The organism is Nocardioides sp. BE266, assembly GCF_031457855.1.
Classification (GTDB): Bacteria; Actinomycetota; Actinomycetes; order Propionibacteriales; family Nocardioidaceae; genus Nocardioides.
In genome coordinates, this window is sequence record NZ_JAURTI010000001.1 from 569,905 (window position 1) to 594,104 (window position 24,200).

The window sequence follows — 24,200 nt, forward strand, 5'->3', positions numbered from 1 at the left end:
ACATCGGGGAAGTCGCCTCAGACGAAGGGCAGGAGCGCCTCGAGCGAGTCCGTCGGTGTCTTCAAGGCGATGCCCGTCCCGATCGCGCCCAGCTTCCAGCCCGACCCGTCGCGCGACAGCTTCGCCATGACGAGCCCGGTCTCGCGCACCCCGAGCGTGATCGTGACGCGCGCCAGCTCGGTGTCGTCGTCGTCGACGAGGCGGCAGTAGGCATTGTGGATGTACTCCAGGGAGTGCCCCTGATAGCTGCTGACGAGGAACAGGATCGTCTCGACCTTGGCGTAGACCCGGCTCAGGTCCACCGTGATGACCTCGTCGTCACCCTCGCCCTTGCCGGTGATGTTGTCGCCCAGGTGGACCACCGAGCCGTCCCGCGTCGCGAGGTGGTTGAAGAAGGCGAGGTCGAAGAACTGGCCGCCGGCGAACTGCACGGCCGACGCGTCGAGGTCGATGGGCGGTGCTCCACTGGCGATGAAGCCCGCCGTCGGGTTGTGGTCCCAGCCGAGGGCCATCCGCACCCGGGTCAGGGGCGTCCCGTCCACCCCGGTGAGGGTGAGCTCCTGGCCCTCGGTCAGCTCGATCACGGTTCGCTCCTCGGTCAGACGCTGAGGGCGGTGACCGCGGCCTCGGCGAGGACGCGGGCACCGATGCCGGTGGCCGCCTCGTCGATGCGCAGGTTGCCCTGGTGGAGGTCGTACGTCGGTCCGCCGGGCGTGCGGGTGCCGAGGCGGGCCATGGCGCCGGGGACGGAGTCGAGGTACCAGCCGAAGTCCTCGCCGCCGAGGCTCTGCGCCGTCGTCACGTGGCCGTGCGGGCCGAGCACCGTGTCGAGGGCGGTGCCGAGCAGCGCGGTGGACACGGGGTGGTTGACCACCGGCGGGACACCGCGCTGGTAGGTCACCTCGGCCGCGACGCCGTAGGGCGCGATGATCGTGGTGATCAGCTGGCGGATGAGGTGCTCGGCCTCGGACCAGGCGACCGCGTCGAGCATCCGGACCGTTCCGGCGACCAGGCCGGTGTGCGGGATGACGTTGTGGGCCGATCCGGCACGCACGGTGCCCCACACGACGCTGACGCCCGCGCGCGGGTCGAGGCGGCGGCTGAGGATCGCGGGCAGCTCGGTGATCACCTTGCCGAGGGCGAAGGTAAGGTCCTCGGTGAGGTGCGGGCGCGACGTGTGGCCGCCCTTGCCGGTGAGCTTGACGGTCATCGCGTCGGCCGCGCCGGTGAGCGGGCCCTCGCGCAGCCCGATGCGGCCGACGTCGAGGCTGGGGTCGCAGTGCAGGCCGAAGATGTGGCTCACGCCCTCCAGCGCACCGGCGCTGATCAGGTGGAGCGCGCCGCCGGGCATGACCTCCTCGGCGGGCTGGAAGAGCAGGCGCACCCGGCCGGGCAGCATCCCGCGCGCCGCCACCTCGGACAGCGCGAGGCCGGCGCCGATCAGGCCGGCGGTGTGCACGTCGTGGCCGCAGGCGTGCGCGACGCCGGGGACGGTGCTCTTCCACGGGTCGGGCGTCAGGTCGTCGACCGGGAGGGCGTCGAGGTCGGCGCGCAGCGCCACCAGGGCCCCGTCGGAGCCGAGCTCGGCCAGCACTCCCCCACCGTCGGGACGGGTAACGGACCAGCCCGCGTCCTCGAGCGCGGTCGTCACGGCGTCGGACGTCCGCGACTCCTTCCAGCTCAGCTCGGGGTGGGCGTGCAGGTCGCGGCGGAGCGCGACGAGGTCGTCGGCGTACTTGTCGACGGCCTCGGCGATGACGGGGGTGGCGGGGTGTGCGGGGTTCGGCATGACCGACCCAGCCTAGTTGGTGTCCCCGTCGTAGGCGGCGAGAAGCCGATCTGCGGCCAGTGGTGCGGGCAGCTCGCCCGCCAGCACCGCACGTCGTACGTCGTCGCGCACGGCCGCCACGCCCGGTGACGAGCGCAGCCGCTGGGCGAGCTCGTCGCGCACCAGCGCCCAGGTGAACTCCAGCTGCTGGGCCGCCCGCTTGTGGGCCAGACCGTCGACCCCGAGGTGCTCGCGGTGGGCGCCGATGCGCGCCCAGACCTCGTCGACCCCGGCCCCGGTCAGGCCCGAGCAGGTCACGACCGGCGGCGCCCACTCGTCGTGCCCGCGGACCAGGCGCAGCGCCCCGGCGAGCTCGCGGGCCGCGACCCGGGCCTCCGCCTCGTGGTCCTCACCGCCCTGGGCGTCGGCCTTGTTGACAGCGACGACGTCGGCGATCTCGAGGATGCCCTTCTTGATGCCCTGGAGCTGGTCGCCCGTGCGGGCGAGGGTGAGGAAGAGGAACGTGTCGACCATCCCGGCGACGGTCACCTCCGACTGTCCCACGCCGACCGTCTCGACCAGCACGACGTCGTACCCCGCCGCCTCGAGCACCAGCATCGCCTGCGTGGTGGCACGCGCAACGCCACCGAGCGTGCCCGCCGACGGCGAGGGCCGGATGAAGGCGTCCGGGTCGACGGACAGCGTGGCCATCCGGGTCTTGTCACCCAGCACGGAGCCACCGGTGCGCACCGACGACGGGTCGACCGCCAGCACGCCGACCCGGTGGCCGGCCGCGGTCAGCCGGGTGCCGAGGCTCTCGATGAAGGTCGACTTGCCGACGCCGGGGACGCCCGAGATGCCCACCCGGGTCGCCTGCGGGAGGTTGGTGGTGGCCAGCTCGGTCAGCAGCTCGCGGGCGAGCGCGCGGTGCTCGGCGCGCGACGACTCGACCAGCGTGATGGCGCGGGCCACCGACGCCCGCTGCCCGGCCCGGATCCCCGCCACCAGCGCAGGGACGTCGGGCTTCGACGCTCGCTGCGCTCGCACCTCAGCCACCGACGGCGGGGTCCTCCCGCAGCCGCGCCAGCAGGTCGAGCGCGGACTCGGCGATGACCGTGCCGGGCAGGAACACCGCGGCAGCGCCCATCTCCTTGAGCGTCGGCACGTCGTCGGGCGGGATCACGCCACCGATCACGATCATGATGTCCGGGCGCCCCTGGTCGGCCAGCGCCTGCTTCAGCGCGGGCAGCAGGGTGAGATGCCCGGCCGCGAGCGAGGAGACGCCGACGATGTGCACGTCGGCGTCGATCGCCTGCTGGGCGACCTCCTCGGGCGTGGAGAAGAGCGGACCCACGTCGACGTCGAAGCCGAGGTCGGCGAAGGCGGTGACGACGACCTTCTGGCCGCGGTCGTGGCCGTCCTGGCCCATCTTGGCGACCAGGATGCGCGGGCGACGGCCCTCCTCGGCCTCGAACTCCTCGGTGGCCTCCAGCACCTGGGCGACCTTCGAGTCGCCGGCGGTGCCTGCCTCGTCGCGGTACACGCCGCTGATCGTACGGATCACGGCCTGGTGGCGGCCGTAGACCTTCTCGAGCGCGTCGGAGATCTCACCGACGGTGGCCTTGGCGCGGGCCGCGTCGACCGCGAGCGCGAGCAGGTTGCCGTCCAGCGAGCCGCCGCCGACCGGTCCGCGCTCGGCGCTGTTGGTCAGCGCCTCCAGCGCACGGCGTACGTCGTCGTCGTCGCGCTCGGCACGCAGCCGCTCGAGCTTGGCGACCTGCTGGCGGTAGACGTCGTCGTTGTCCACGCGCAGCACGTCGAGCTTGTCCTCGGCGGCGAGGCGGTAGGTGTTGACGCCGATGACCTTCTGGGCGCCGGAGTCGATGCGCGCCTGGGTGCGGGCGGCCGCCTCCTCGATGCGCATCTTCGGGATGCCCTGCTCGATCGCCTTCGCCATGCCGCCGGCGCGCTCGGCCTCCTGGATGTGGGCCCAGGCCCGCTCGGCGAGGTCGTGGGTGAGCTTCTCGACGTAGTAGGAGCCGGCCCACGGGTCGATCACCTGCGTCGTGCCGCTCTCCTGCTGCAGCAGCAGCTGGGTGTTGCGGGCGATCCGCGCGGAGAAGTCGGTCGGCAGCGCGATCGCCTCGTCGAGCGCGTTGGTGTGCAGCGACTGCGTGTGGCCCTGCGTCGACGCCATCGCCTCGATGCAGGTGCGCCCGACGTTGTTGAAGACGTCCTGCGCGGTCAGCGACCAGCCCGAGGTCTGGCTGTGCGTGCGCAGCGAGCGCGACTTGGGGTTCTGCGGGTCGAAGTCGTCGACCAGCCGCGCCCACAGCGCGCGGGCCGCGCGCATCTTGGCGACCTCCATGAAGAAGTTCATCCCGATGGCCCAGAAGAACGACAGCCGCGGCGCGAACTGGTCGATCGTCATGCCGGTCCCGAGGCCCGCACGGATGTACTCCACGCCGTCGGCGAGCGTGTACGCCAGCTCGAGGTCGGCCGTCGCACCGGCCTCCTGGATGTGGTAGCCGGAGATCGAGATGGAGTTGAAGCGCGGCATCTTCTGCGACGTGAAGGCGAAGATGTCGCTGATGATCCGCATGCTCGGCGCCGGCGGGTAGATGTAGGTGTTGCGGACCATGAACTCCTTGAGGATGTCGTTCTGGATCGTCCCCGCGAGCTGCTCCGGCTTCACCCCCTGCTCCTCGGCCGCGGCGATGTAGAGCGCGAGCACCGGCAGCACGGCGCCGTTCATCGTCATCGACACCGACATCTCGTCGAGCGGGATGCCGTCGAAGAGGGTGCGGGTGTCGTAGATCGAGTCGATCGCCACGCCCGCCATGCCGACGTCGCCGCGCACGCGCGGGTGGTCGGAGTCGTAGCCGCGGTGGGTCGCGAGGTCGAAGGCGACGCTCAGGCCCTTCTGCCCCGCCGCGAGGTTGCGGCGGTAGAACGCGTTGGACTCCTCGGCGGTGGAGAAGCCGGCGTACTGCCGGATCGTCCACGGCTGGGTCGTGTACATCGTCGGATAGGGCCCGCGCAGGAACGGTGCGAGGCCAGGCCACGTGTCCAGGCCGTCGAGGCCCTCGAGGTGCTCGGGGCCGTAGACCGGGAGGATGTCGATCCCCTCCGGGCTCGCCCACGGCTGCTGCTGGTCGAGCGCCCCACCATGCTGGTCGAGCGAAGTCGAGAGCCCGGACCTCGACTGCGCTCGATCACCGACGAGGTCGATGTCAGCGAAGTTCTTCGGGATGCTCATCGCGTGAGCTCCTCTCGGATCCGGCCGAGGAAGCCGAGCGCGTCGACCCCCATGGCACACGAGTCGTCGACATCGGTGACGGTCCGATCCCCCGGCTTGCCCGCCAGCACGACGTACGACGCCCCTGCCGCACGCAGCGCGGCGACGAGGTCGGCGCCCCAGTCGGCGTAGGCCGCGTCGGTGCCGGCGAGGCAGACGACGGGCTGGCCGGCGTAGGCCTCCAGCACGGAGGCCGTGTCGGAGGTCGCACCCGCCGCCTCGACGGCGACACCACCGGCGGCGAACAGGTTGGTGGCGAAGGTGGCGCGCGCGGTGTGGGCCGCGATCGGGCCCATCGTGGCGAGGAAGACCGGCTGCGACGTGGGCTGCGCGCGCATGTCCTCGTAGGCCGAGCCGTAGTGGATCCCGGCCCGCCCCCAGGGCTCCCGCTCGGGCAGCGTCTCGCCGAGGTGCGGGAACTCGGAGATGCCGGTCAGCGGACGGGAGCGGTCGGCGACACCCTCGTCGCGCTGGGCGCGGACCGCGGCGACCCGTTCCTTCACCCCGGCTGCGGCCTGCTCGCCGAAGCCGCCATCGGCCTCGATCCGGCCCAGCTCGGCCCACCCGGCGACCGCGAGGTCGTCGGTGAGCTTCTCCACGGCGTAGGAGCCGCCGGCCGGGTCGGTGACGGCCGCGACGTGGGACTCCTCGATCAGGAGCGAGGAGGTGTTGCGGGCGATCCGCCGGCCGAAGGCGTCAGGCTGTCCGAGCCGCTCGTCGAAGGGCACGACCGTGACCGCGTCGGCGCCACCGACACCGGCGGCGAAGGCCGCGATGGTGCCGCGGAGCATGTTCACCCAGGGGTCGTACTTGCTCATCATGGCGCGGCTGGTGACCACGTGCTGGCGCTGCGGGACCTCGCTCGCGCCGGATGCCTCGAGCACCCGGCCCCAGAGCCGGCGGGCGGCGCGGAGCTTGGCGATCGTGGGGAACTGCTCGTCGGTGGCGGCGTAGCGGAACTCGATGAGCGCCGCCGCCTCGTCGACCGAGAAGCCGGCGTCGGTGAGCAGGCGGAGGTAGTGCACGCCGACAGCCATCGTCCAGCCGAGCTCCTGCGCGTCGCTCGCGCCGCGGTCGTGCAGCGCGGTGCCGTCGACGACCGCACCCAGCACGCCGAGGGACTGCGCGCGACGTACGGTCTCGACGAAGGAGTCGGCGACCGACCGGCCCCCGTCCGGGATGCCCTCGCCGAACGTCAGCGCGGTGGCCGGGTCGGCGGAGAGGTTGTTGCCCGGGTGCGGGTCGTTGGGGGTGTCCTCGAGCAGGCGGGCCAGCGCCTCGGACTGCGCGGCGCCCGGACGCTCGAGCGACACCGGCGCGAGGTCCAGCAGGACGCCGCGCAGCGCGACCGCGAGGTCCGTGCCGGGCTCGATCTCGAGGTGGAGCGAGGTCGCTCCGTTGTCGAGGTCCACGAGGGCCGCCTCGTTGACCGCGGCGGCGTCGTCGCCGACGAGCGGCGTGCGGACGTCCCACGCCCCGGTGCGCGTCGGTCGGCCGGACGACGTGAGCCCGTCGAGGTCCGACGGCTGGCCGATCGGTGCGACCTCGATGCCGTCGAGCGTGGTGCGGGCGAGGGCCGCCCAGACGTCGGAGTCGGGGGCGTCCTCGCCGAGCCGGCGCGCCTTGCGCAGCACCGCCGCGGTCGCGGTCTCCCACGCCGAGGCGTCGTAGGTGTCGTCGTCACCCACCAGCTTCAGCGAGCCCGCGGCCGGCTGCAGGTCCTCGGGCTCGTCGAGCCCACCTTCGAGGTCGGTCATGAGCGCAGGATAGGACGAGCGTCACGCGCCCCGACACCGTGCGGGCTATGGGATAGGTCACCGTGGCAACGATCTGCACGATCCCGGTCTCCCGGGTCTGCAGCCCCATGATCCGGGACCCGTCCGATTCCTAGCGTCGCCGCCATGGCTGACGTCTACCTCCACGTGGGGCTCTACAAGACCGGTACGACCACCATCCAGGGCGCGCTCACCGCCACGGCGCCGCAGCTCGCCTCGCGAGGTGTGCTCTTCCCTGGCGACCTCCGCGCCCAGCGGCTCGCGGCGTACGACCTGCTCGGCCAGCGCGTGGGTGGCGAGGAGCGCGGGGAGGCCGCCGGCGCGCTCGGCCGGCTGGTGGAGCTCGTCGACGGGCACGACGGCGCGAGCGTGGTGGTGTCCGAGGAGGAGCTCTCGCTCGCCCGGCCGCGCCAGGCCCGCCGGCTCGTACGTCTGCTCGGAGCGCACCGGGTGTTCGTGGTGGTCGGGGCACGCGACATGGCGCGCACGCTGCTCTCGGCCTGGCAGCAGACGGTCGTCAACGGCGGCTGCACCGGCTGGCAGGACTTCGTGGCGTCGGTTCGCGGCGACGACGGCGCACCTCCGAGCGAGGGCGTGTCCTTCCACTGGCGCCACGACCTGCTCCGCGTGGTCGACACCTGGTCGACGGCGGTCCCGGTCGAGCGCATCCGGCTGGTCACCGTGCCACCGCGCGGCGCGTCGGGAGCGACCCTGCTGACCCGCTTCGCCGACGCCGCCGCCCTGCCCGACGGGTGGCCAGGTGGCCGGCAGGCGGTGCGCAACGTCTCGCTCGGCGCAGCCGAGCTCGAGGTCGTACGCCGCCTCAACGAGGCCGTCGGCCCGACCCTCAACACCGCCCAGCACCGGTTCGTCGTCGAGGCCGGGATCCGGGCCCGGCTCGCCGGTGCGACCGCACGCCCGCTCGAGCTGCCGGCGGAGCACCTGCCGTGGGCCCGTGCGTACGGCGAGAGGCTGGTCGGCGAGCTCGAGCGGCGCGGCCTGACGGTGCACGGCGACCTCGCCGACCTCGTCCCCGCGTGGACCACGCCGACCGGCCCGGCGCTCGACGAGGTGTCGGAGGACGAGCTGCTCGTGGCCACGCAGGCGGCGCTCGTGTCCCTCGCCCTCGACCACGGCCGCCTCTTCCGGAGATACCGACGCGCGTTCGTCGAGCGGGAGGGACGGCTGCCCGACCCGCTGGAGGTGCTCGGCAGCCAGGCCCGCGCCGGCGGCTTCTGGCTGCGCAAGCGCGCGGTGCACCACGCCGACCGGCACCCGCTGCTGGCCCGGGCCTCGCGGATCTACCTCGAGCGCACCTCGCCGTCCTCACGACCGTGACCGCCGGGCAGCCCACGCCCCCGCGTCACCCGCTGCGCCTCAGACCTCGGTGCGGCCGTCGTTGTCCTTGTTGCGGATGCCGATCTTGCTGCCCAGCCACACCAGCGGGTCGTACTTGCGATCCACCACCCGCTCCTTCATCGGGATGATCCCGTTGTCGGTGATGTGGATGCCCTCGGGGCAGACCTCGGTGCAGCACTTGGTGATGTTGCACATCCCGAGGCCCGCCGCCCCCTGGGCGAGCTGGCGCCGGTCGTGGGTGTCGAGCGGGTGCATGTCGAGCTCGGCGTAGCGGATGAAGAACCGCGGGCCGGCGAAGTGCTGCTTGTTGTCCTCGTGGTCGCGCACCACGTGGCACACGTCCTGGCACAGGTAGCACTCGATGCACTTGCGGAACTCCTGGCCCCGCTCGACGTCGACCTGCATCATCCGGCGCTTGCCGTCGGCATCGCGCGGGCCGAGCTCGGCGTAAGGGAGCTGCTTGGCCTTCGCGTAGTTGAACGACACGTCCGTGACGAGGTCGCGGATCACCGGGAAGGTGCGCATCGGCGTGACGGTGATCGTCTCGGCCTGGTCGAAGTCGGAGAGCCGGGTCATGCACATCAGGCGCGGGCGGCCGTTGATCTCGGCACTGCACGAGCCGCACTTGCCGGCCTTGCAGTTCCAGCGGATCGCCAGGTCGCCGGTCTGAGTGGCCTGGAGGCGGTGGAGTGCGTCGAGCACGACCTCGCCCTCGGACACCTCGACGGTGTAGTCGGTGAGCTCGCCGCCCTCGGCGTCGCCGCGCCAGACGCGCATCTTCAGGTCGTAGGCCATCAGGACTCCTCGAAGTACTTCTTGAGCTCGTCGGGCATCTCCGGCAGTGGCTTCTCGGTCAGCTCCACGCCGGTGCCGGCGGCGTCGAGGCTGACGATGAGGTTCTTCTTGCCCCAGACCTCGTGGTCGGTCTGGGGGAAGTCGTCGCGGGTGTGACCGCCGCGGGACTCCTCGCGGGCCAGCGCGGCCTTCGCGATCGACTCCGAGACCACCAGCATGTTGCGCAGGTCGATCGAGAGGTGCCAGCCGGGGTTGTACTGGCGGTGGCCCTCCACCGTCATCGACCTCGCCCGCTCCTTGAAGCCCTCGATCTCGACCAGCGACTGCTCGAGCTCGCTGGCGGTGCGGATGATGCCGACGAGGTCGTTCATCGACTGCTGGAGGTCGGCCTGGATCGAGTACGGGTTCTCCCCGCCCTCGACCTCGAACGGCGCGACGGCACTGGCCTGCGCGGCCTTGACGTCGGCCTCGGCGACCGTCGGGCGCCCGTCGCCCAGCCCGTTGGCCCCGTGCTTCATCGCGTGGACAGTCGCGGCCTCGCCGGCGAGCTTGCCGAACACCAGCAGGTCACCGAGCGAGTTGCCGCCGAGCCGGTTGGAGCCGTGCATGCCGCCCGAGCACTCGCCCACGGCGTAGAGGCCGGTGACCGCGCTCTCCTGGGTGTCGGGGTCGACCTCGACGCCGCCCATCACGTAGTGGCAGGTCGGGCCGATCTCCATCGGCTCGGCGGTGATGTCGACGTCGGCGAGCTCCTTGAACTGGTGGTACATCGAGGGCAGCCGCTTGCGGATGAACTCGGGCGTGCGCCGCGAGGCGATGTCGAGGTAGATGCCGCCGTGGGGCGTGCCGCGGCCGGCCTTGATCTCGGAGTTGATGGCCCGCGCGACCTCGTCACGCGGCAGCAGCTCGGGTGGTCGGCGGTTGTTCAACTTGTCGTCGTACCACCGGTCGGCCTCCTCCTCCGTGTCGGCCGTCTCGGCCTTGAAGAAGTCGGGGATGTAGTCGAACATGAACCGCTTGCCCTCGGAGTTCTTCAGGATGCCGCCGTCGCCGCGCACCGACTCCGTGACCAGCAGCCCCTTCACCGACGGCGGCCACACCATGCCGGTCGGGTGGAACTGCACGAACTCCATGTTGATCAGGCTGGCGCCCGCCCGCAGGGCGAGGGCGTGGCCGTCGCCGGTGTACTCCCACGAGTTGGACGTCACCTTGAACGACTTGCCGATGCCGCCGGTCGCGAGGATCACCGAGGGTGCCTCGAAGAGCACGAAGCGGCCGGTCTCGCGCCAGTAGCCGAAGGCTCCGGAGATCCTGTCGCCGTCCTTGAACAGGTCGGTGACGGTCAGCTCCATGAAGACGTCGATGCCGAGCTGCACGGTGCGCTGTTGGAGGGTGCGGATCATCTCCAGCCCGGTGCGGTCACCGACGTGCGCGAGCCGGGCGTACTTGTGGCCGCCGAAGTCGCGCTGGGAGATGAGGCCGTCGTCGGTGCGGTCGAAGAGGGCGCCCCAGTCCTCGAGCTCCATCACCCGCTCGGGCGCCTCCTGCGCGTGCAGCTGCGCCATCCGCCAGTGGTTGAGCATCTTCCCGCCACGCATCGTGTCGCGGAAGTGCACCTCCCAGTTGTCCTCGGGCCAGCGGTTGCCCATGGCTGCCGCGATGCCGCCCTCGGCCATCACGGTGTGCGCCTTGCCGAGCAGCGACTTGCAGACCACGGCCACCTTCGCGCCCGCGTCGTGGGCGGCGATCGCGGCCCGCAGCCCGGCGCCGCCGGCGCCGATCACCACGACGTCGTACGCGTGGCGCTCCATGCCGGCGGGGGCGTCCCCCGACATGGCGTTGCCGGTCATCGGGTGTCTTGTCTCGTCGATCATCTGGAGCCTTCCGGGGTCCCCGCGGAGTTGTCAGCGGAGGAGCGAAGCGGGGGAGATGAGAACTTCGTGGGGTGGTTCAAAAGAACCTCACGTCCTGGATGGTGCCGGTGGCGAGCAGGAAGACGTAGAAGTCGACGATCGCGACCGAGAAGAGCGAGTACCACGCCCACCGGCCGTGGCTCTCGTTGAGCCGCGAGACCCACGTCCAGAGCTTGTAGCGCACCGGGTGCTTGGAGAAGTGCCGCAGCCGGCCGCCGACGATGTGGCGGCACGAGTGGCACGAGAGCGTGTAGAGCCAGATGAAGACGACGTTGGCGATCATCAGCAGCGTGCCGAGGCCCATGTGGACCCCGCTGGTCTCCCCGTCGCCGACGGCGTACTCCGCGGGCATCGGCCGGAAGGCCAGGATCACGTCGTACGACAGCACGAGGCCCACCAGCACGGCGGCGTACCAGAACCAGCGGTGCACGTTCTGCAGGATCAGCGGGAAGCGGGTCTCGCCGGAGTAGGCCTGGTGCGGCTCGGCGACGCCGCACGCGGGCGGGCTCAGCCAGAAGGCGCGGTAGTAGGCCTTGCGGTAGTAGTAGCAGGTCATCCGGAAGCCCAGCGGGAAGATCAGGATGATCAGCGCCGCCGACAGCGGCCACCACCCGAACGGCTGGCCGAAGTCGGACGCGCCCTCCACGCAGTCGCCCAGGCAGGGTGAGTAGAAGGGCGAGAGGTAGGGCTCGGCGTAGTAGTCACGGCCCATGAAGGCGCGGATCGTGGCGAAGACGACGAAGCCCGAGAAGACGACGAAGGTGGCCAGTGGCTGGAGCCACCACCTGTCCTCGCGCAACGTGCGCGCATCGATGCGCGCACGTCCCGGACTGGTCACGCCCTGGTCGGTCGATGCCATGCGTCCTCCATGAGGCCCGGAAAGGGGTCGGGGCAACGCCCCCGACTATGTCCTGTGTCACACCCGAGCGGAAGACAACGCGCCAAGGAAAACGTCACACGGATGCGGCGCGTCGCGTGCGCGAGCGAGGGGATAACGTGCCCTTGTGGCAACCCAACTCACTCCCCCGACCCTGGTGAAGGGCGCACGGGCCTCTCGGACCACCATCGCCCTCAAGATGGGCATGGCGATCAGCGGCGTCGTCTTCCTCGGCTTCGTGCTCGCGCACATGTACGGCAACCTCAAGGCCTTCGGTGGCCACGACACGTTCAACGAGTACGCCCACCACCTCCGCGAGCTCGGCGAGCCGATGCTCCCCCACGAGGGCGCGCTCTGGATCATCCGGGCCGGCCTCCTGCTGGCGCTCGTGGTCCACGTCTACTGCGCCGCCGTGCTCTGGCGTCGTGCGGCCAACGCCCGCACCACGAAGTACGTCATGAAGAAGCACACCGGCGCGATCTTCGCCAGCCGGCTGATGCGCTGGGGCGGCGTGACCATCCTGCTCTTCATCATCTGGCACCTGCTCAACTTCACGATCGGCAAGGTCAACGTGCAGGGCGGGGCGACCAACGACCCCTACAACCTGCTCGTCGACACCTTCGACGTGTGGTGGCTGACCCTGATCTACCTCGTCGCGATGCTCGCGCTGGGCGCCCACCTGCACCACGGCGTCTGGAGTGCCGCGCAGACGCTCGGCTGGACCGGCACCGCCGCCAAGCGGGCGCGCGCCAAGACGGTCGCCTTCGTCATCGCGCTGATCGTCTCGGTCGGCTTCTCCCTCGTCCCGCTCGCCGTCCTCGCCGGCATCATCACCAAGTAAGGGGTCCTCACTCGTGAGCCACGACATGGACATGCCCGACACCGTCACCTCGACGGAGGCCTCGCGCTCCGGCACGCTCGACGGCGACTACGACGACGCGGCCGGCTACTACACGCCCGGCACGCCGCTCGTCGACACCAAGGCGCCCGACGGCCCGGTCGCCGACCGCTGGCAGAACCGCAAGTTCGAGGCCCGCCTGGTCAACCCGGCCAACCGCCGCAAGCTCTCGATCATCATCGTCGGCACCGGCCTGGCCGGTGCCTCCGCCGCCGCCACGCTCGGCGAGGCCGGCTACCGCGTGAAGTCCTTCTGCTACCAGGACTCCCCGCGTCGCGCCCACTCGATCGCCGCTCAGGGCGGCATCAACGCGGCGAAGAACTACAAGGAGGACGGCGACTCCGTCCACCGCCTCTTCTACGACACCGTCAAGGGCGGCGACTACCGCTCGCGCGAGTCCAACGTCTACCGCCTGGCCGAGGTCAGCGCGAACATCATCGACCAGTGCGTCGCGCAGGGCGTGCCCTTCGCCCGCGAGTACGGCGGCCTGCTCGACAACCGCTCGTTCGGTGGCGTGCAGGTCTCGCGCACCTTCTACGCCCGCGGCCAGACCGGCCAGCAGCTGCTGATCGGTGCCTACCAGGCGCTCGAGCGCCAGGTCGCCGCCGGCACCGTGACGACGTACACGCGTCACGAGATGCTCGAGCTGATCGTGGTCGACGGCAAGGCGCGCGGCATCATCGCCCGCGACATGGTCACCGGCGAGATCGAGACCCACCTCGCCGACGTCGTCGTGCTGGCCTCCGGCGGCTACGGCAACGTCTTCTACCTCTCCACCAACGCGATGGGCTGCAACGTCACCGCCGCGTGGCGCGCGCACCGCAAGGGCGCCTACATGGCCAACCCGTGCTTCACGCAGATCCACCCGACGTGCATCCCGGTCTCCGGTGAGCACCAGTCGAAGCTGACGCTGATGTCGGAGTCGCTGCGCAACGACGGCCGGATCTGGGTGCCGAAGAACCAGGCCGACTGCGAGAAGGACCCGCGCGAGATCCCCGAGGAGGACCGCGACTACTTCCTCGAGCGGATCTACCCCTCCTTCGGCAACCTGGTCCCGCGCGACATCGCGTCGCGTGCGGCGAAGTACATGTGCGACGAGGGCCGCGGTGTCGGGCCCATGGTCGACGGCGTACGACGTGGCGTCTACCTCGACTTCGCCGCCGCGATCGAGCGCCTCGGCCGCGACGGCGTGGAGGAGAAGTACGACAACCTCCTCGACATGTACGAGCGGATCACGGGTGAGAACCCCTACGAGGTGCCGATGCGCATCTACCCCGCCGTCCACTACGTCATGGGCGGGCTCTGGGTCGACTACGACCTCCAGTCCACGATCCCGGGCCTGTTCGTGACCGGCGAGGCGAACTTCTCCGACCACGGCGCCAACCGCCTCGGCGCCTCGGCGCTGATGCAGGGCCTGGCCGACGGCTACTTCGTCCTCCCCCACACCATCCGCGACTACCTCGCGGACGGGCCGTTCGAGGAGATCGCCGAGGACCACCCGGCGGTCGTCGAGGCCCGCGACTCGGTGAAGGGTCGCATCGACCACTTCCTGTCGGTCAACGGCACCCGCAGCGTCGACTCGTACCACCGCGAGCTCGGCAACATCATGTGGGAGTACTGCGGCATGGAGCGGACCGAGACCGGCCTGAAGAAGGCCATCGACCTGATCCGCGGGCTCAAGGACGACTTCTACCGCAACGTGAAGGTCCTCGGCAGCGCCGAGACCCTCAACCAGTCGCTGGAGAAGGCCGGCCGCGTGGCCGACTTCTTCGAGCTGGGCGAGCTCATGTGCATCGACGCCCTCAACCGGCGCGAGTCGTGCGGCGGCCACTTCCGTGGCGAGTCGCAGACCGAGGACGGCGAGGCGCTGCGCCACGACGAGGAGTACGCCTACGTCGCCGCGTGGGAGTGGGCCGGCGACGACAGCATCCCCGTCCTGCACAAGGAAGACCTGGTCTACACCGCCATCGAGATGAAGCAGCGGAGCTACAAGTGAGCATGAACCTGACCCTGAAGATCTGGCGCCAGCCGGACGCGACCAGCCCGGGCGCGATGCACACCTACCAGCTCGCCGACGTGTCCCCCGACATGTCGTTCCTGGAGATGCTCGACGTGCTCAACGAGCAGCTCAACGAGCAGGGCGAGGAGCCGATCGCCTTCGACTCCGACTGTCGCGAGGGCATCTGCGGCATGTGCGGCCTGATGATCAACGGCGACGCGCACGGCCCGGAGGTCACCACGACCTGCCAGCTGCACATGCGCTCGTTCAGCGACGGCGAGACGATCACCATCGAGCCGTGGCGCTCCGACGCCTTCCCGGTCGTCAAGGACCTGGTCGTCGACCGCAGCGCCTTCGACCGGATCATCCAGCAGGGTGGCTACATCTCGGTCAACACCGGCTCGGCCCCCGAGGCCCACTCGGTGCCCGTGCCCCGTGACGACGCGATGCGTGCCTTCAACGTGGCCACCTGCATCGGCTGCGGCGCCTGCGTCGCGGCGTGCCCCAACGGCTCGGCCTCGCTCTTCATGGGCGCCAAGATCACCCACCTCGGCGAGCTCCCCCAGGGCCAGCCCGAGCGCGACTCCCGCGTCGTCAACATGGTCGCCCAGCACGACCACGAGGGCTTCGGCGGCTGCACGAACATCGGCGAGTGCACCGCCGCCTGCCCCAAGGAGATCCCCCTCGACGTGATCTCCCAGCTCAACAAGGACCTCCGCACCGCGATCAAGCACGGCCACTGATCCGTCGTACGTCTGCACGAGGGCCGGGGGGTCTCCCCCGGCCCTCGCTGCGTCCTTCGAGCGGTGTGTGAGGGGGATTCCGGACCCCTCGAAACCCCCTCCCGCACCGCCGACCGGCGTGTCCGGCGACGACTCGCTCGCGGGCGGTGCGTGAGGGGGATTCCGACGTACCGGAATCCTCTTCACGCACCGCTGGTCCCGTCACGCGGCTCGTAGGCGGCGCACGAGGTCCACGAGCCGCATGAACAGCGTGAGCCAGGCTCCATCGAAGTCCGGCTCCGCGCCCTCGTATCCGCGCGCCACCAGCCCGGCATGGACTCTTCGTACGGTCGTCTTGGGCGAGCGCATCAGCTCTTTGGTCACCAGTTCGTAATCGACGTGGTTGCGGCGGTAGGCGGCGTACCGATCGATGTCGGCGGTGTACTGCCCGCGATCCTCCTGGTGCTGGCTGCCCTCGTACTCGACCGCGAACTCGTAGTCCTCGAACCACTCATCTGGAGCAAGCTCCGTGCCATCAGCGAGGATGACGGTCTCGTTGACCTCGGGTATTGGCAGCCCGGCGAAGACGACGTACGCCAGCAGCTCGGCCTCGGGCATCGACCTACAGCGGTCGTCGAGGAACGGCAGGACGTACGACGTCTCGGCCGCGCCGTGACGCCACCTCTCGTCCGTGAGGATCGTCTCGAGGAGGTGCCCGTCCAACTTCTCCTTGCCGAGCAGGGCAGAGCCGAGCTTGATCGCGTCGAGCAGCCGACCCTGGGCGCAGAAGGCAACGAACGCCGCTTCGGGGGTGACGCCGTCATCGTCGTGGGGTGGCATCTTCACCGTCCGGTGCAGGAAGACATCGTCCAACCTCAGGTGTAGGTCACCCTCGACCACGAAGTGGAGCGGAAACGGTGTACCCACGTCGAAGCCGAGCTGGCGCAGACGGGTCACCCCCGTGGTGCGAGCAGCACCGGGCAACGCCAGCTGGGCAGCGCGCACGTGGTCGTCCCACGTCATCACGTGATCACGGTGCACGTAGACCGACTCGTGCAGCCGTTGGAACTGGACACCTTCGAGGACGTCCCTGCTCACACCGCGGGCAAGAGCATCACGTCGGTGAATAGGGCCTCGCCGTAGCTTGTCCGGGACTGATCGCATCGAGCCATTCCGCCATCGGCCCCCCGCCCGGCGAGTGGAGCGGGCGCAGGTTGTGGACAGCGTCGCGGGAGCGCCTGCTGTGGATGACCACTGGCGAGGCTGCTCGCCGGAGGCGCCCGAAGCAGTTCAAGCTCAGCGGTGTATGAGGAGGATTTTCAGAGCCCAGAATCCTCCTCACACACCGCCCAGAGCACGGCGCCGTGCGACACGCGCGGCAGCGGTGCGTGAGCGGGATTCCGGCGGGCTCGAATCCGCCTCACTCACCGCCCAGACGAGGCTTCGGGTCAGCGGCGGCGGCGGAGGAGGGCGACGAGGCCGAGCATCGAGGCGGCGCCGGCGGCGAAGGCGGCCTTGGGAGAGGAACCCGAGCCCGCAGGCTGTACGACGGCCGCTGCCGCGGCGAGGTCGATCTGCGGGCCCTCGACGGTCTGCTCGGCGACCATCCGGGCCTCGCGGGCGGCGCGGGCCTCGGGCGAGGTGTGCGCCCAGGCGGCGGCGTACACCACCACGCGGGAGAAGTAGTTGATCCAGACCACGAGGATCAGCGCGATGCCGAACGCCTGGAAGGCCTCGGAGTTCGCGGTGGCCTTCAGCAGGAAGGTCGACAGCTGCTTGAGGAGCTCGAAGGCGACCGCGCCGAGCAGCGCACCGGACCAGAGCGAGCGCGAGGGCACGTCGGGAGCGGCCAGGAGGCGGAAGAACGCGAAGAAGAGGAGGGCGTTGGCCGCGAGACCGAGCACCACCGCCAGGATCGTGAGGAACACCCCGGCGACCGAGCCCAGCTGGAGGGCGTCGAGGATCGGGGTCAGCAGCTTGGTCGCGACCCCGGAGACGGCGACGCTGACGACCAGCACCGAGCCGAGCGCCAGCAGCGCGAGGACGTCGCGCAGCTTGCCCTTCACGAAGCTCGGCTGCTCGCGCGGTGGCTCCTCGAAGACGGTCATCAGCGCCTCGCGCATGCCCGAGAGCCAGCCGAGGCCGGAGTAGAGGGTCAGCAGGATGCCGATGCTGAAGATGCCGGGAGCCGCGGACTGGAGCGTGTCGAGGCTGACGCCGTTGTCACCGCCGACCAGGCCCGGCAGCACCGAGTTCGCCGCGTCGACGAGGGTGTCCTCGGCGTCGGGGTAGATCTTCGCCACCTGGCCGAAGACCGCGAAGGACAGCGCCAGGATCGGGAAGAAGGACAGGAACGCGAAGTAGGTGACGGCGGCGGCGAGCCCGTTGCCGTTGACCGATCCGTAGTGCTCGACCATCCGCACGACGTGGTCGACGAAGGGTCGCCGCTCACGCACCGCGGCGACGCGGTCCTTGACTCCCGAGACGAGCGACATCAGCCGAGGGCGTACTCGTGGGTGGGCTTCCAGCCGGTGTGCACGTCGTGGACGTAGAGGCTGAAGGCATCGACGGCGAAGCGGCACTCGAAGGTGGCGAGCTCGTCGAAGGCGCGGTCGAGGGTGGGGTCGTCGAGGTGGTGCGCGATGGTCACGTGGGGGTGGTACGGGAACGACAGGTCGACCTCGAGCGGCCCCTGGCGTACGGCGCCCGCGAGCAGCTCGCACTGCGAGATCCCCTCGGCCACCGTCACGAACACGACCGGGGAGATCGGGCGGAAGGTCCCGGTGCCGCGGAGGTGGATCTCGAAGGGGTCGACGGTCGTCGCCGCACCGGCCAGGTGGGAGGTCACCGCGTCGACGTCGGCGTCGTCGATGTCGGCCGGCGGGATCAGCGTGATGTGCGTCGGGATCTGCGTCGCCGTGGTGTCGCCGACCGACGTCCGGTAGTCCTGGAGCTCGCTCGCCCAGGGCTCCGGGATCGCGATGGCTACTCCGATGGTCGGCACCCACAAGACCCTACAGAACCCGTTCGCAGCGCCGATCGGCCCCGTGAAAGGATCGGTGGCGTGAGTGACACCTTCCGCGCCGCCCAGGCGCGCAGCGACGCCATCGAGCAGCAGATGGCGACCGATCCGGGCTCCCTGCGGATGCTGACCGGCGACCGCCCGACCGGCGCGCTGCACATCGGCCACTACTTCGGCTCGATCCGCAACCGCGTCCGGCTCCAGGACAGCGGTGCGGAGATCTGGCAGCTGATCGCTGACTACCAAGTCATCACCGACCGTGAGATCGCGGGGGACATCGCCGGCAACGTGCGCAACCTCCTGGTCGACAACATCGCCGCCGGGCTCGACCCCGAGAAGGCGACGATCTTCACGCACTCGTCCGTACCCGCTCTCAACCAGCTGATGCTCCCCTTCCTGAGCCTGGTCAGCGTCGCCGAGCTGCAGCGCAACCCCACGGTCAAGGACGAGGCGAAGTCGGCCGGCATCACCTCCATCGGCGGGCTGCTGCTCACCTACCCGGTGCACCAGGCCGCCGACATCCTGTTCTGCAAGGCCAACGTCGTGCCGGTCGGACGCGACCAGCTTCCCCACCTCGAGCAGACCCGCGTCATCGCGCGCCGCTTCAACGACCGCTATGCCCCTGTCTTTCCCGAGCCGGGCGCCCTGCTGTCCGAGGCGCCGCTGATCCTGGGCCTCGACGGCACCAAGATGAGCAAGTCCAAGGGCAACGTGATCGAGCTGCGGATGACCACCGACGAGACCGCCAAGAAGCTCAAGGGCGCCAAGACCGACAGCGACCGGGTCATCACCTACGACCCCGACAACCGCCCCGAGGTCGCCAACCTGCTCACCCTGATCGGGCTGTGCGAGGGAGTCGACCCGGCCACGGTCGCCGAGGAGATCGGCGACGGTGGGGGTGGCGCGCTCAAGAGCCGGCTCACCGAGGCGATCAACACCGAGCTCGCCCCGCTCCGCGCCCGTCGCGCCGAGCTGGAGGCCGACCCCGGCTACCTCGACGAGGTGCTGCGCCGCGGCAACGCCCGCGCCAACGAGGTCGCCGACGCGACGCTCGACGAGGTCCGCATCGCGATGGGGATGTCGTACGCCTGAGCGTGACGTGTGACGGACGTCACACCCCGATCGGTGTAAACGACTGCGTAACCCTCTGTCCGTGTGATGTGACTCACCAGTAGTTTCCCCAGAACGGCCGGGCGGTCCGGCCGGGGAGGGAAGCCACACATGGCAGCCGCTACATCACGTCGTCGGACTCACGCTCGGGGTTTGTCGGCACGCGCGATCGCGTCACTCTTCACCCTGCTCACCGCCACGCTCGCGAGCGTCGCACTCGGTACGCCGGCGGCCCAGGCCGTCGTCCCCGAGCCGCCGCGCCCCGCGTTCTACGAGGCCCCCGCCGTGCTCCCCAGCACGAACGGCGCCGTCATCCGCAGCGAGAAGGTCGACTTCCTGCTCGACCCGCTCGACGCCACCAGCCTGGTGCGCAACGCCAACCGCGTGCTCTACCGGACCACCAACCGCTCCGGGAAGGCCATCGCGGCCTCCGGCACGGTGCTCGTCCCGAAGACGCCGTGGATCGGCGTGGGGTCGCGCCCGGTCATCGGCTACGCGCCCGGCACCCAGGGCATGGCCGACCGCTGTGCCCCGTCGCGCCTGTTCTCCGAGGGCATCGAGTACGAAGGCATCGGCATCGAGGGCCTGCTCCTGCGCGGGTACGCCGTGGCGATGCCCGACTACGAGGGCCTCGGCACCGCCGGCATCCACACGTACATGGACCGGGTCTCCCAGGGTCGCGCCACGCTCGACGCGATCCGGGCCGCACAGCGCCTGTCCGGCACCGGGCTGAGCCCCAGCAGCCCGGTCGGCATCATGGGCTACTCGCAGGGCGGCGGCGCCGCGGCGTCCGCGGCCGAGCTGGCCGCCAGCTACGCACCCGACCTCAAGGTCAAGGGCGCCGTCGTCGGCGCCGTGCCGGCCGACCTGGCCAGGGTGGCGACGTCCCTCGACGGCGGCCTCTACTCGGCCTTCGCGTTCTTCGCGCTGCGCGGGCTGTCGGCGAGCTACGACGTGGACCTCTCGCCCTACCTCAACTCCAAGGGCCGGGCGACCAGCGACCAGGTCGAGCAGGAGTGCGTCTTCGACCTGCTCAACCACGCGTTCGTGAAGTCCTCGACGCTGAGCGCCAACGGCCAGCCGATGTCGACGCTGATGGCACAGGAGCCGTTCAAGTCGATCGTGGAGTCGCAGCGGATCGGCACGATCAAGCCGGCGTTCCCGGTGCTGGTCACGCACTCCGCGCTCGACGACGTGATCCCCTACGGCGTGGGCAAGACGATGGCGAAGTCGTGGTGCGGCAAGGGTGCCAACGTCTACTTCTCCACCAACGTCGCCCCGCTCCACGTCGGCGGCCTCGTGCCGCACGTCGCCGAGGCGCTGCCGTTCTTCGAGGCGCGGTTCGCCGGGCTCCCGCAGCTCAGCAACTGCTGGCTGCTCTGAGGACCTGACGGGTGATCCGGTGCCGGGACGACGCTAGGAGGCGGAAATCGTCCCGGCACCGGAGGCTCAGCCCTTCACCGCCCCCGCCGTACCTCCACGCACGAGGTACTTCTGGAAGACGAAGAAGACGAGGGCGACCGGGATGGTCATCAGCAGCGCGGCCGCCATGGTGATGGGGTACTGCTGACCCGAGCCGAGCTGCCCGCTGGTCAGCGTCGCGACACCCTTGGTGAGGGTGAACAGCTCCGGGCTCTGGCTCGCCACGATGTAGTGCGGCAGCTCGTTCCACGACCCCTGGAAGGACAGGATCGTGATCGTGATGACCGCCGGACGCGACATCGGCAGCACCACCGACCAGAAGATCCGGAAGGTGCTGGCCCCGTCGATGCGGGCCGCCTCCTCGACCGACTCCGGGATGGTCTCGAAGAACTGCTTCATGATGAAGACGCCGGCGGCGTCGACGAGCAGCGGCAGCACGAGGGCCGGGTAGGTGTCGTAGATCCCGAGGTAGTTGAGTACCAGGAACTTCGGGATCAGCAGGATCACGCCCGGGACCGCCATCACCGCGAGGATCGCGGTGAACACCGCACCGCGGCCGCGGAACCTGATCCGCGCCAGCGCGTAGCCGGCCAGCGAGTCGAGCAACACCCGCCCCGCCGTCACCAGCAGCGTGACGACCACGGAGTTGAGGAACCACAACGAGAAGTCGGTGTCGAAGAGTCGCCGGAACGCGTCGAGCGTGAACGGGTCGGCGATCGGCGACAGCGGGTGGGCGACGGCGTCGGAGTTGGTCTTGAACGACGTCGTGACCTGGACGACGAAGGGGAACAGGTAGATGAAGGAGAAGACGACCAGAACCGCGTAGCCGGCGAAGAGGAGGGCCGCGGTGCGGTTGCGGACCATGGGCTTGGCGCTCATACCGCCTCCGTGCCCGAGTGGGAGCCCTGCTGCCGGGCGAAGAAGTCCCGCGCACGACGGGCAGAGGGCTGGTCCTTGTCGCGGAAGAGCCAGCGCTGGAAGCTGGCCATGGCGAAGATGATGAGGAAGAGCACGAAGGCCATCGCCGCCGCGACGCCCCACTTCTGGTTCTCGAAGGCGTAGAAGTACGACAGGAACGCGGGGGTCAGGGTCGTCTTGCCGGGTCCGCCCTGCGTCATGACGTACACCTGGTCGAAGACCTGCCACGTGCCGATCAGGCCGAGCGTGGTCACCAGCAGCATCGTCGGGCGCAGGTGCGGGAGCGTGACGTTGCGGAACACGCCCCACCGGCCGGCGCCGTCGATCATGGCGGCCTCCTCGACCTCGACCGGCAGGTCCTGCAGCGCGGCGAGGAACATCAGCATGAAGGTGCCGGTCGTGGTCCACACGACGAGGAAGATGATCACCGACAGCGCCACGCTCGGACCCGAGAGCCACTGCCACCACGTCAGGCCGAGCACGCCGCCATCGACCAGCCCGGACGGCGGGTCCGAGATGCTCCACAGGCCGAGCCCGTCGCCGAGCAGGTGGAGCAGGCCGCGCGAGTCGTTGAACCACGTCGGCCCGTCGAGCCCGACCCACCCGAGCATCGTGTTGACCACGCCGCCGCCGGTGAACAGGAAGAGGAACACCAGGCTGATCGCGACCGAGCTGACCACCGACGGGAAGTAGAAGGCGGTGCGGAAGAAGCCGACCGCCTTGAGCATCTTCTGGTTGAGCACCAGGGCGAGGAACAGCGCCAACGCGGTCTGCAGCGGCACGACCAGCAGGACGTAGTAGAAGTTGTTGCGCAGCGAGGTCATGAAGTCTGCGCGGGTCAACCCGCCCTGCTCGCCGACGAGCTCGCGGTAGTTGTCGGCGCCGACGAAGCCGACACCGGAGGCGAACGGGCTCCCCCGCCCGTTCCAGTCGGTGAACGACACCCACAGGGCCATCAGCACCGGCACCGCCAGGAACAGCCCGAGGACGACCAGGGTCGGGGAGACGAACAGCCACCCCGCCCTGGCCTGTCCTGCACGGATGCTCGAGGTGCGACTCACTGAAGCTCCGCCTCGGCGTTCTTCTGGAAGGACTCGAGGATCTGGTCGACGTCGGCGGTCTTGAGCTGCTCGAGCTGGGAGTCCAGGTCGGCGACGACCGGGCCGAGCCCCGGCAGGTTCACCGGACCCTGGCCGTAGTCACCACCGGCGATGAACGGCGCGTCCTCCGGGAACTGCTCGACGTAGTCGGCCTGCGCGGACTCGCGGCTCGGCATCACGCCGAAGGCCTTCGCGTTGGCGAGCTGCTGGTCCGCCGTGGTGAGCGCCTCGACCAGGGACACGGCGGCCTCCTGGTTGGGCGAGTCGGCGGCGATGCCCCAGCACTGGGTGAACAGCAGCGTGCCCTTGCCGGCCGGGCCTTCCGGGAGCTCGGCGACGGTGTAGTCGACGTCGGGGTAGTCGTTGCTCATCGCGCCGCGGATCCAGTTGCCCTCGATCGTCATCGCGGCCTTCTGGGTGCCGAAGCCCTCGCCTCCCCAGCCGGCGTCGATGTCGGGGGGCAGCACGGCGGCACCGCTCTTGAGCAGGCCCTGCACGTAGTCGAGCGCCTCGACGTTGGAAGGCTCGGTGGCGGTCGCCTCACCGGTCTCCCCGTCGACCCAGAAGCCGCCGTTCTGGACGAGGAAGGCGCCGACACGGTCGCGACCCACGCCGATGACCAGGCCCGCCTGCTCGGGGGTGGTCAGCTTCTCGGCCACCGACTGCAGCTCGTCCCACGTCGTGGGGATGTCGTCGTCGCCGAGGCCGGCCTTCTTCCAGGCCGCGGTGTTGATCTCGAGCGCGAGGGTCGAGAAGTCCTTGGGGGCGCAGTAGGCCTCGTCGTCGAGGGTGAAGGAGTCGACGAGGTTCGGGTAGAAGTCGTCGGCGCCGTCCATCTGGTCGAGGTACGGGTAGAGGTTGCCGGCCTCGGCGTAGTCGCCGAAGACACCGGCGTCGACGTAGAAGAGGTCCGGCGGGTTGCCGCCGGCGAAGCCCTGCGAGAGCTGCTGGGCGATGTCGTTGGCCACGATGACCTCGGCCTCGTTGCCGCTGTCGTCGGCCCAGGCCGCGACGGCGTCCTCCACCGCCTTGGTCTCGGCGTCACCGCTCGAGGCGATGAGCACCTTCAGCTGGGCGGGGCCGTCACCGGACGAGGCGGGCTCGTCGGAGTTCCCGTCGTCGAACCCGCCGCCACCGCAGGCGGCCAGGGCGACGGAGGTGACGAGCGCCAGGGCTGCCAGTGAGGCCAAGCGGTGCGGGGACGTGGTCGACATGGGTGACTCC

Annotated in this window: 20 protein-coding genes; 6 read left to right on the plus strand and 14 right to left on the minus strand. The window is 70.2% G+C overall.

Annotation, left to right across the window (positions count from 1 at the left end):
* Positions 1–17: 17 nt before the first annotated feature.
* Genes J2X46_RS02795 through J2X46_RS02815 form a run of 5 tightly spaced genes read right to left on the minus strand, consistent with a single transcriptional unit; the run spans position 18 to position 6,823 of the window.
* Positions 18–584, minus strand: coding sequence for a TerD family protein (locus J2X46_RS02795; RefSeq protein WP_310246615.1), 567 nt, complete (start codon positions 582–584; stop codon positions 18–20).
* A 14-nt stretch (positions 585–598) separates the two neighbouring features.
* Positions 599–1,789, minus strand: coding sequence for an amidohydrolase (locus J2X46_RS02800; RefSeq protein ID WP_310246618.1), 1,191 nt, complete (start codon positions 1,787–1,789; stop codon positions 599–601).
* 12 nt (positions 1,790–1,801) lie between these two features.
* A complete protein-coding gene (gene meaB, locus J2X46_RS02805) occupies positions 1,802–2,824 on the minus strand; it encodes a methylmalonyl Co-A mutase-associated GTPase MeaB (RefSeq protein WP_310246621.1) in 1,023 nt (340 codons plus the stop codon).
* Positions 2,817–5,027, minus strand: a complete 2,211-nt coding sequence (scpA, locus tag J2X46_RS02810) for a methylmalonyl-CoA mutase (protein WP_310246624.1) — start codon at positions 5,025–5,027, stop codon at positions 2,817–2,819. Before scpA ends, meaB begins: the two co-directional genes overlap by 8 nt.
* A complete protein-coding gene (locus J2X46_RS02815; protein ID WP_310246627.1) occupies positions 5,024–6,823 on the minus strand; it encodes a methylmalonyl-CoA mutase family protein in 1,800 nt (599 codons plus the stop codon). Before J2X46_RS02815 ends, scpA begins: the two co-directional genes overlap by 4 nt.
* A 144-nt stretch (positions 6,824–6,967) precedes the next feature.
* Between J2X46_RS02815 and J2X46_RS02820 the strand changes: the two genes are divergently transcribed.
* Entirely contained in the window at positions 6,968–8,179 is a 1,212-nt protein-coding gene (locus tag J2X46_RS02820) for a hypothetical protein (RefSeq protein WP_310246629.1), read from the plus strand.
* Positions 8,180–8,218: 39 nt separating this feature from the next.
* Here the strand turns inward: J2X46_RS02820 and J2X46_RS02825 are convergent, their stop codons facing one another.
* The 3 genes from J2X46_RS02825 to J2X46_RS02835 all read right to left on the minus strand — a co-directional run bounded on the left by J2X46_RS02825 (position 8,219) and on the right by J2X46_RS02835 (position 11,767).
* Positions 8,219–8,995 (minus strand): succinate dehydrogenase/fumarate reductase iron-sulfur subunit, encoded by a 777-nt coding sequence (locus tag J2X46_RS02825; protein WP_310246632.1) that lies wholly within the window; start codon positions 8,993–8,995, stop codon positions 8,219–8,221.
* A complete protein-coding gene (locus J2X46_RS02830) occupies positions 8,995–10,845 on the minus strand; it encodes a fumarate reductase/succinate dehydrogenase flavoprotein subunit (protein ID WP_310246634.1) in 1,851 nt (616 codons plus the stop codon). Before J2X46_RS02830 ends, J2X46_RS02825 begins: the two co-directional genes overlap by 1 nt.
* Positions 10,846–10,945: 100 nt before the next feature.
* Positions 10,946–11,767, minus strand: coding sequence for a hypothetical protein (locus J2X46_RS02835; protein WP_310246637.1), 822 nt, complete (start codon positions 11,765–11,767; stop codon positions 10,946–10,948).
* Between the two features lie 145 nt (positions 11,768–11,912).
* Here J2X46_RS02835 and J2X46_RS02840 point away from each other — a divergent pair, with 145 nt between their 5' ends.
* The 3 genes from J2X46_RS02840 to J2X46_RS02850 are packed head-to-tail and all read left to right on the plus strand — an operon-like array spanning position 11,913 to position 15,425.
* Positions 11,913–12,626, plus strand: a complete 714-nt coding sequence (locus J2X46_RS02840; protein WP_310246639.1) for a succinate dehydrogenase cytochrome b subunit — start codon at positions 11,913–11,915, stop codon at positions 12,624–12,626.
* Positions 12,627–12,657: 31 nt separating this feature from the next.
* Complete coding sequence (locus J2X46_RS02845) at positions 12,658–14,679, plus strand: fumarate reductase/succinate dehydrogenase flavoprotein subunit (RefSeq protein WP_310247325.1); 2,022 nt, start codon at positions 12,658–12,660, stop codon at positions 14,677–14,679.
* 2 nt (positions 14,680–14,681) lie between these two features.
* Entirely contained in the window at positions 14,682–15,425 is a 744-nt protein-coding gene (locus J2X46_RS02850) for a succinate dehydrogenase/fumarate reductase iron-sulfur subunit (RefSeq protein WP_310246641.1), read from the plus strand.
* Between the two features lie 201 nt (positions 15,426–15,626).
* On the opposite strand, the gene J2X46_RS02855 is transcribed toward J2X46_RS02850, so the two are convergent.
* The 3 genes from J2X46_RS02855 to J2X46_RS02865 form a co-directional block, all read right to left on the minus strand.
* A complete protein-coding gene (locus J2X46_RS02855; protein WP_310246643.1) occupies positions 15,627–16,430 on the minus strand; it encodes a hypothetical protein in 804 nt (267 codons plus the stop codon).
* 422 nt (positions 16,431–16,852) lie between these two features.
* Entirely contained in the window at positions 16,853–17,899 is a 1,047-nt protein-coding gene (locus J2X46_RS02860; protein ID WP_310246646.1) for a YhjD/YihY/BrkB family envelope integrity protein, read from the minus strand.
* Entirely contained in the window at positions 17,899–18,408 is a 510-nt protein-coding gene (locus J2X46_RS02865; RefSeq protein ID WP_310246648.1) for a 2'-5' RNA ligase family protein, read from the minus strand. Before J2X46_RS02865 ends, J2X46_RS02860 begins: the two co-directional genes overlap by 1 nt.
* Positions 18,409–18,459: 51 nt before the next feature.
* Between J2X46_RS02865 and trpS the strand changes: the two genes are divergently transcribed.
* Positions 18,460–19,518 (plus strand): tryptophan--tRNA ligase, encoded by a 1,059-nt coding sequence (trpS, locus tag J2X46_RS02870; protein ID WP_397212856.1) that lies wholly within the window; start codon positions 18,460–18,462, stop codon positions 19,516–19,518.
* Positions 19,519–19,689: 171 nt separating this feature from the next.
* On the plus strand, positions 19,690–20,919 hold the full coding sequence (locus J2X46_RS02875; RefSeq protein WP_310246653.1) for a lipase family protein: 1,230 nt from the start codon (positions 19,690–19,692) through the stop codon (positions 20,917–20,919).
* 66 nt (positions 20,920–20,985) lie between these two features.
* Here J2X46_RS02875 and J2X46_RS02880 read toward each other — a convergent pair whose 3' ends face one another.
* The 3 genes from J2X46_RS02880 to J2X46_RS02890 are packed head-to-tail and all read right to left on the minus strand — an operon-like array spanning position 20,986 to position 24,190.
* Positions 20,986–21,837 carry a carbohydrate ABC transporter permease gene (locus tag J2X46_RS02880; RefSeq protein ID WP_310246656.1) on the minus strand — a complete coding sequence of 284 codons (852 nt, stop codon included), beginning with the start codon at positions 21,835–21,837 and terminating at the stop codon, positions 20,986–20,988.
* Complete coding sequence (locus J2X46_RS02885) at positions 21,834–22,937, minus strand: sugar ABC transporter permease (RefSeq protein WP_310246659.1); 1,104 nt, start codon at positions 22,935–22,937, stop codon at positions 21,834–21,836. The genes J2X46_RS02880 and J2X46_RS02885 overlap by 4 nt, the downstream gene beginning before the upstream one ends.
* Positions 22,934–24,190, minus strand: a complete 1,257-nt coding sequence (locus J2X46_RS02890; protein ID WP_310246662.1) for an extracellular solute-binding protein — start codon at positions 24,188–24,190, stop codon at positions 22,934–22,936. Before J2X46_RS02890 ends, J2X46_RS02885 begins: the two co-directional genes overlap by 4 nt.
* Positions 24,191–24,200 lie beyond the last annotated feature (10 nt).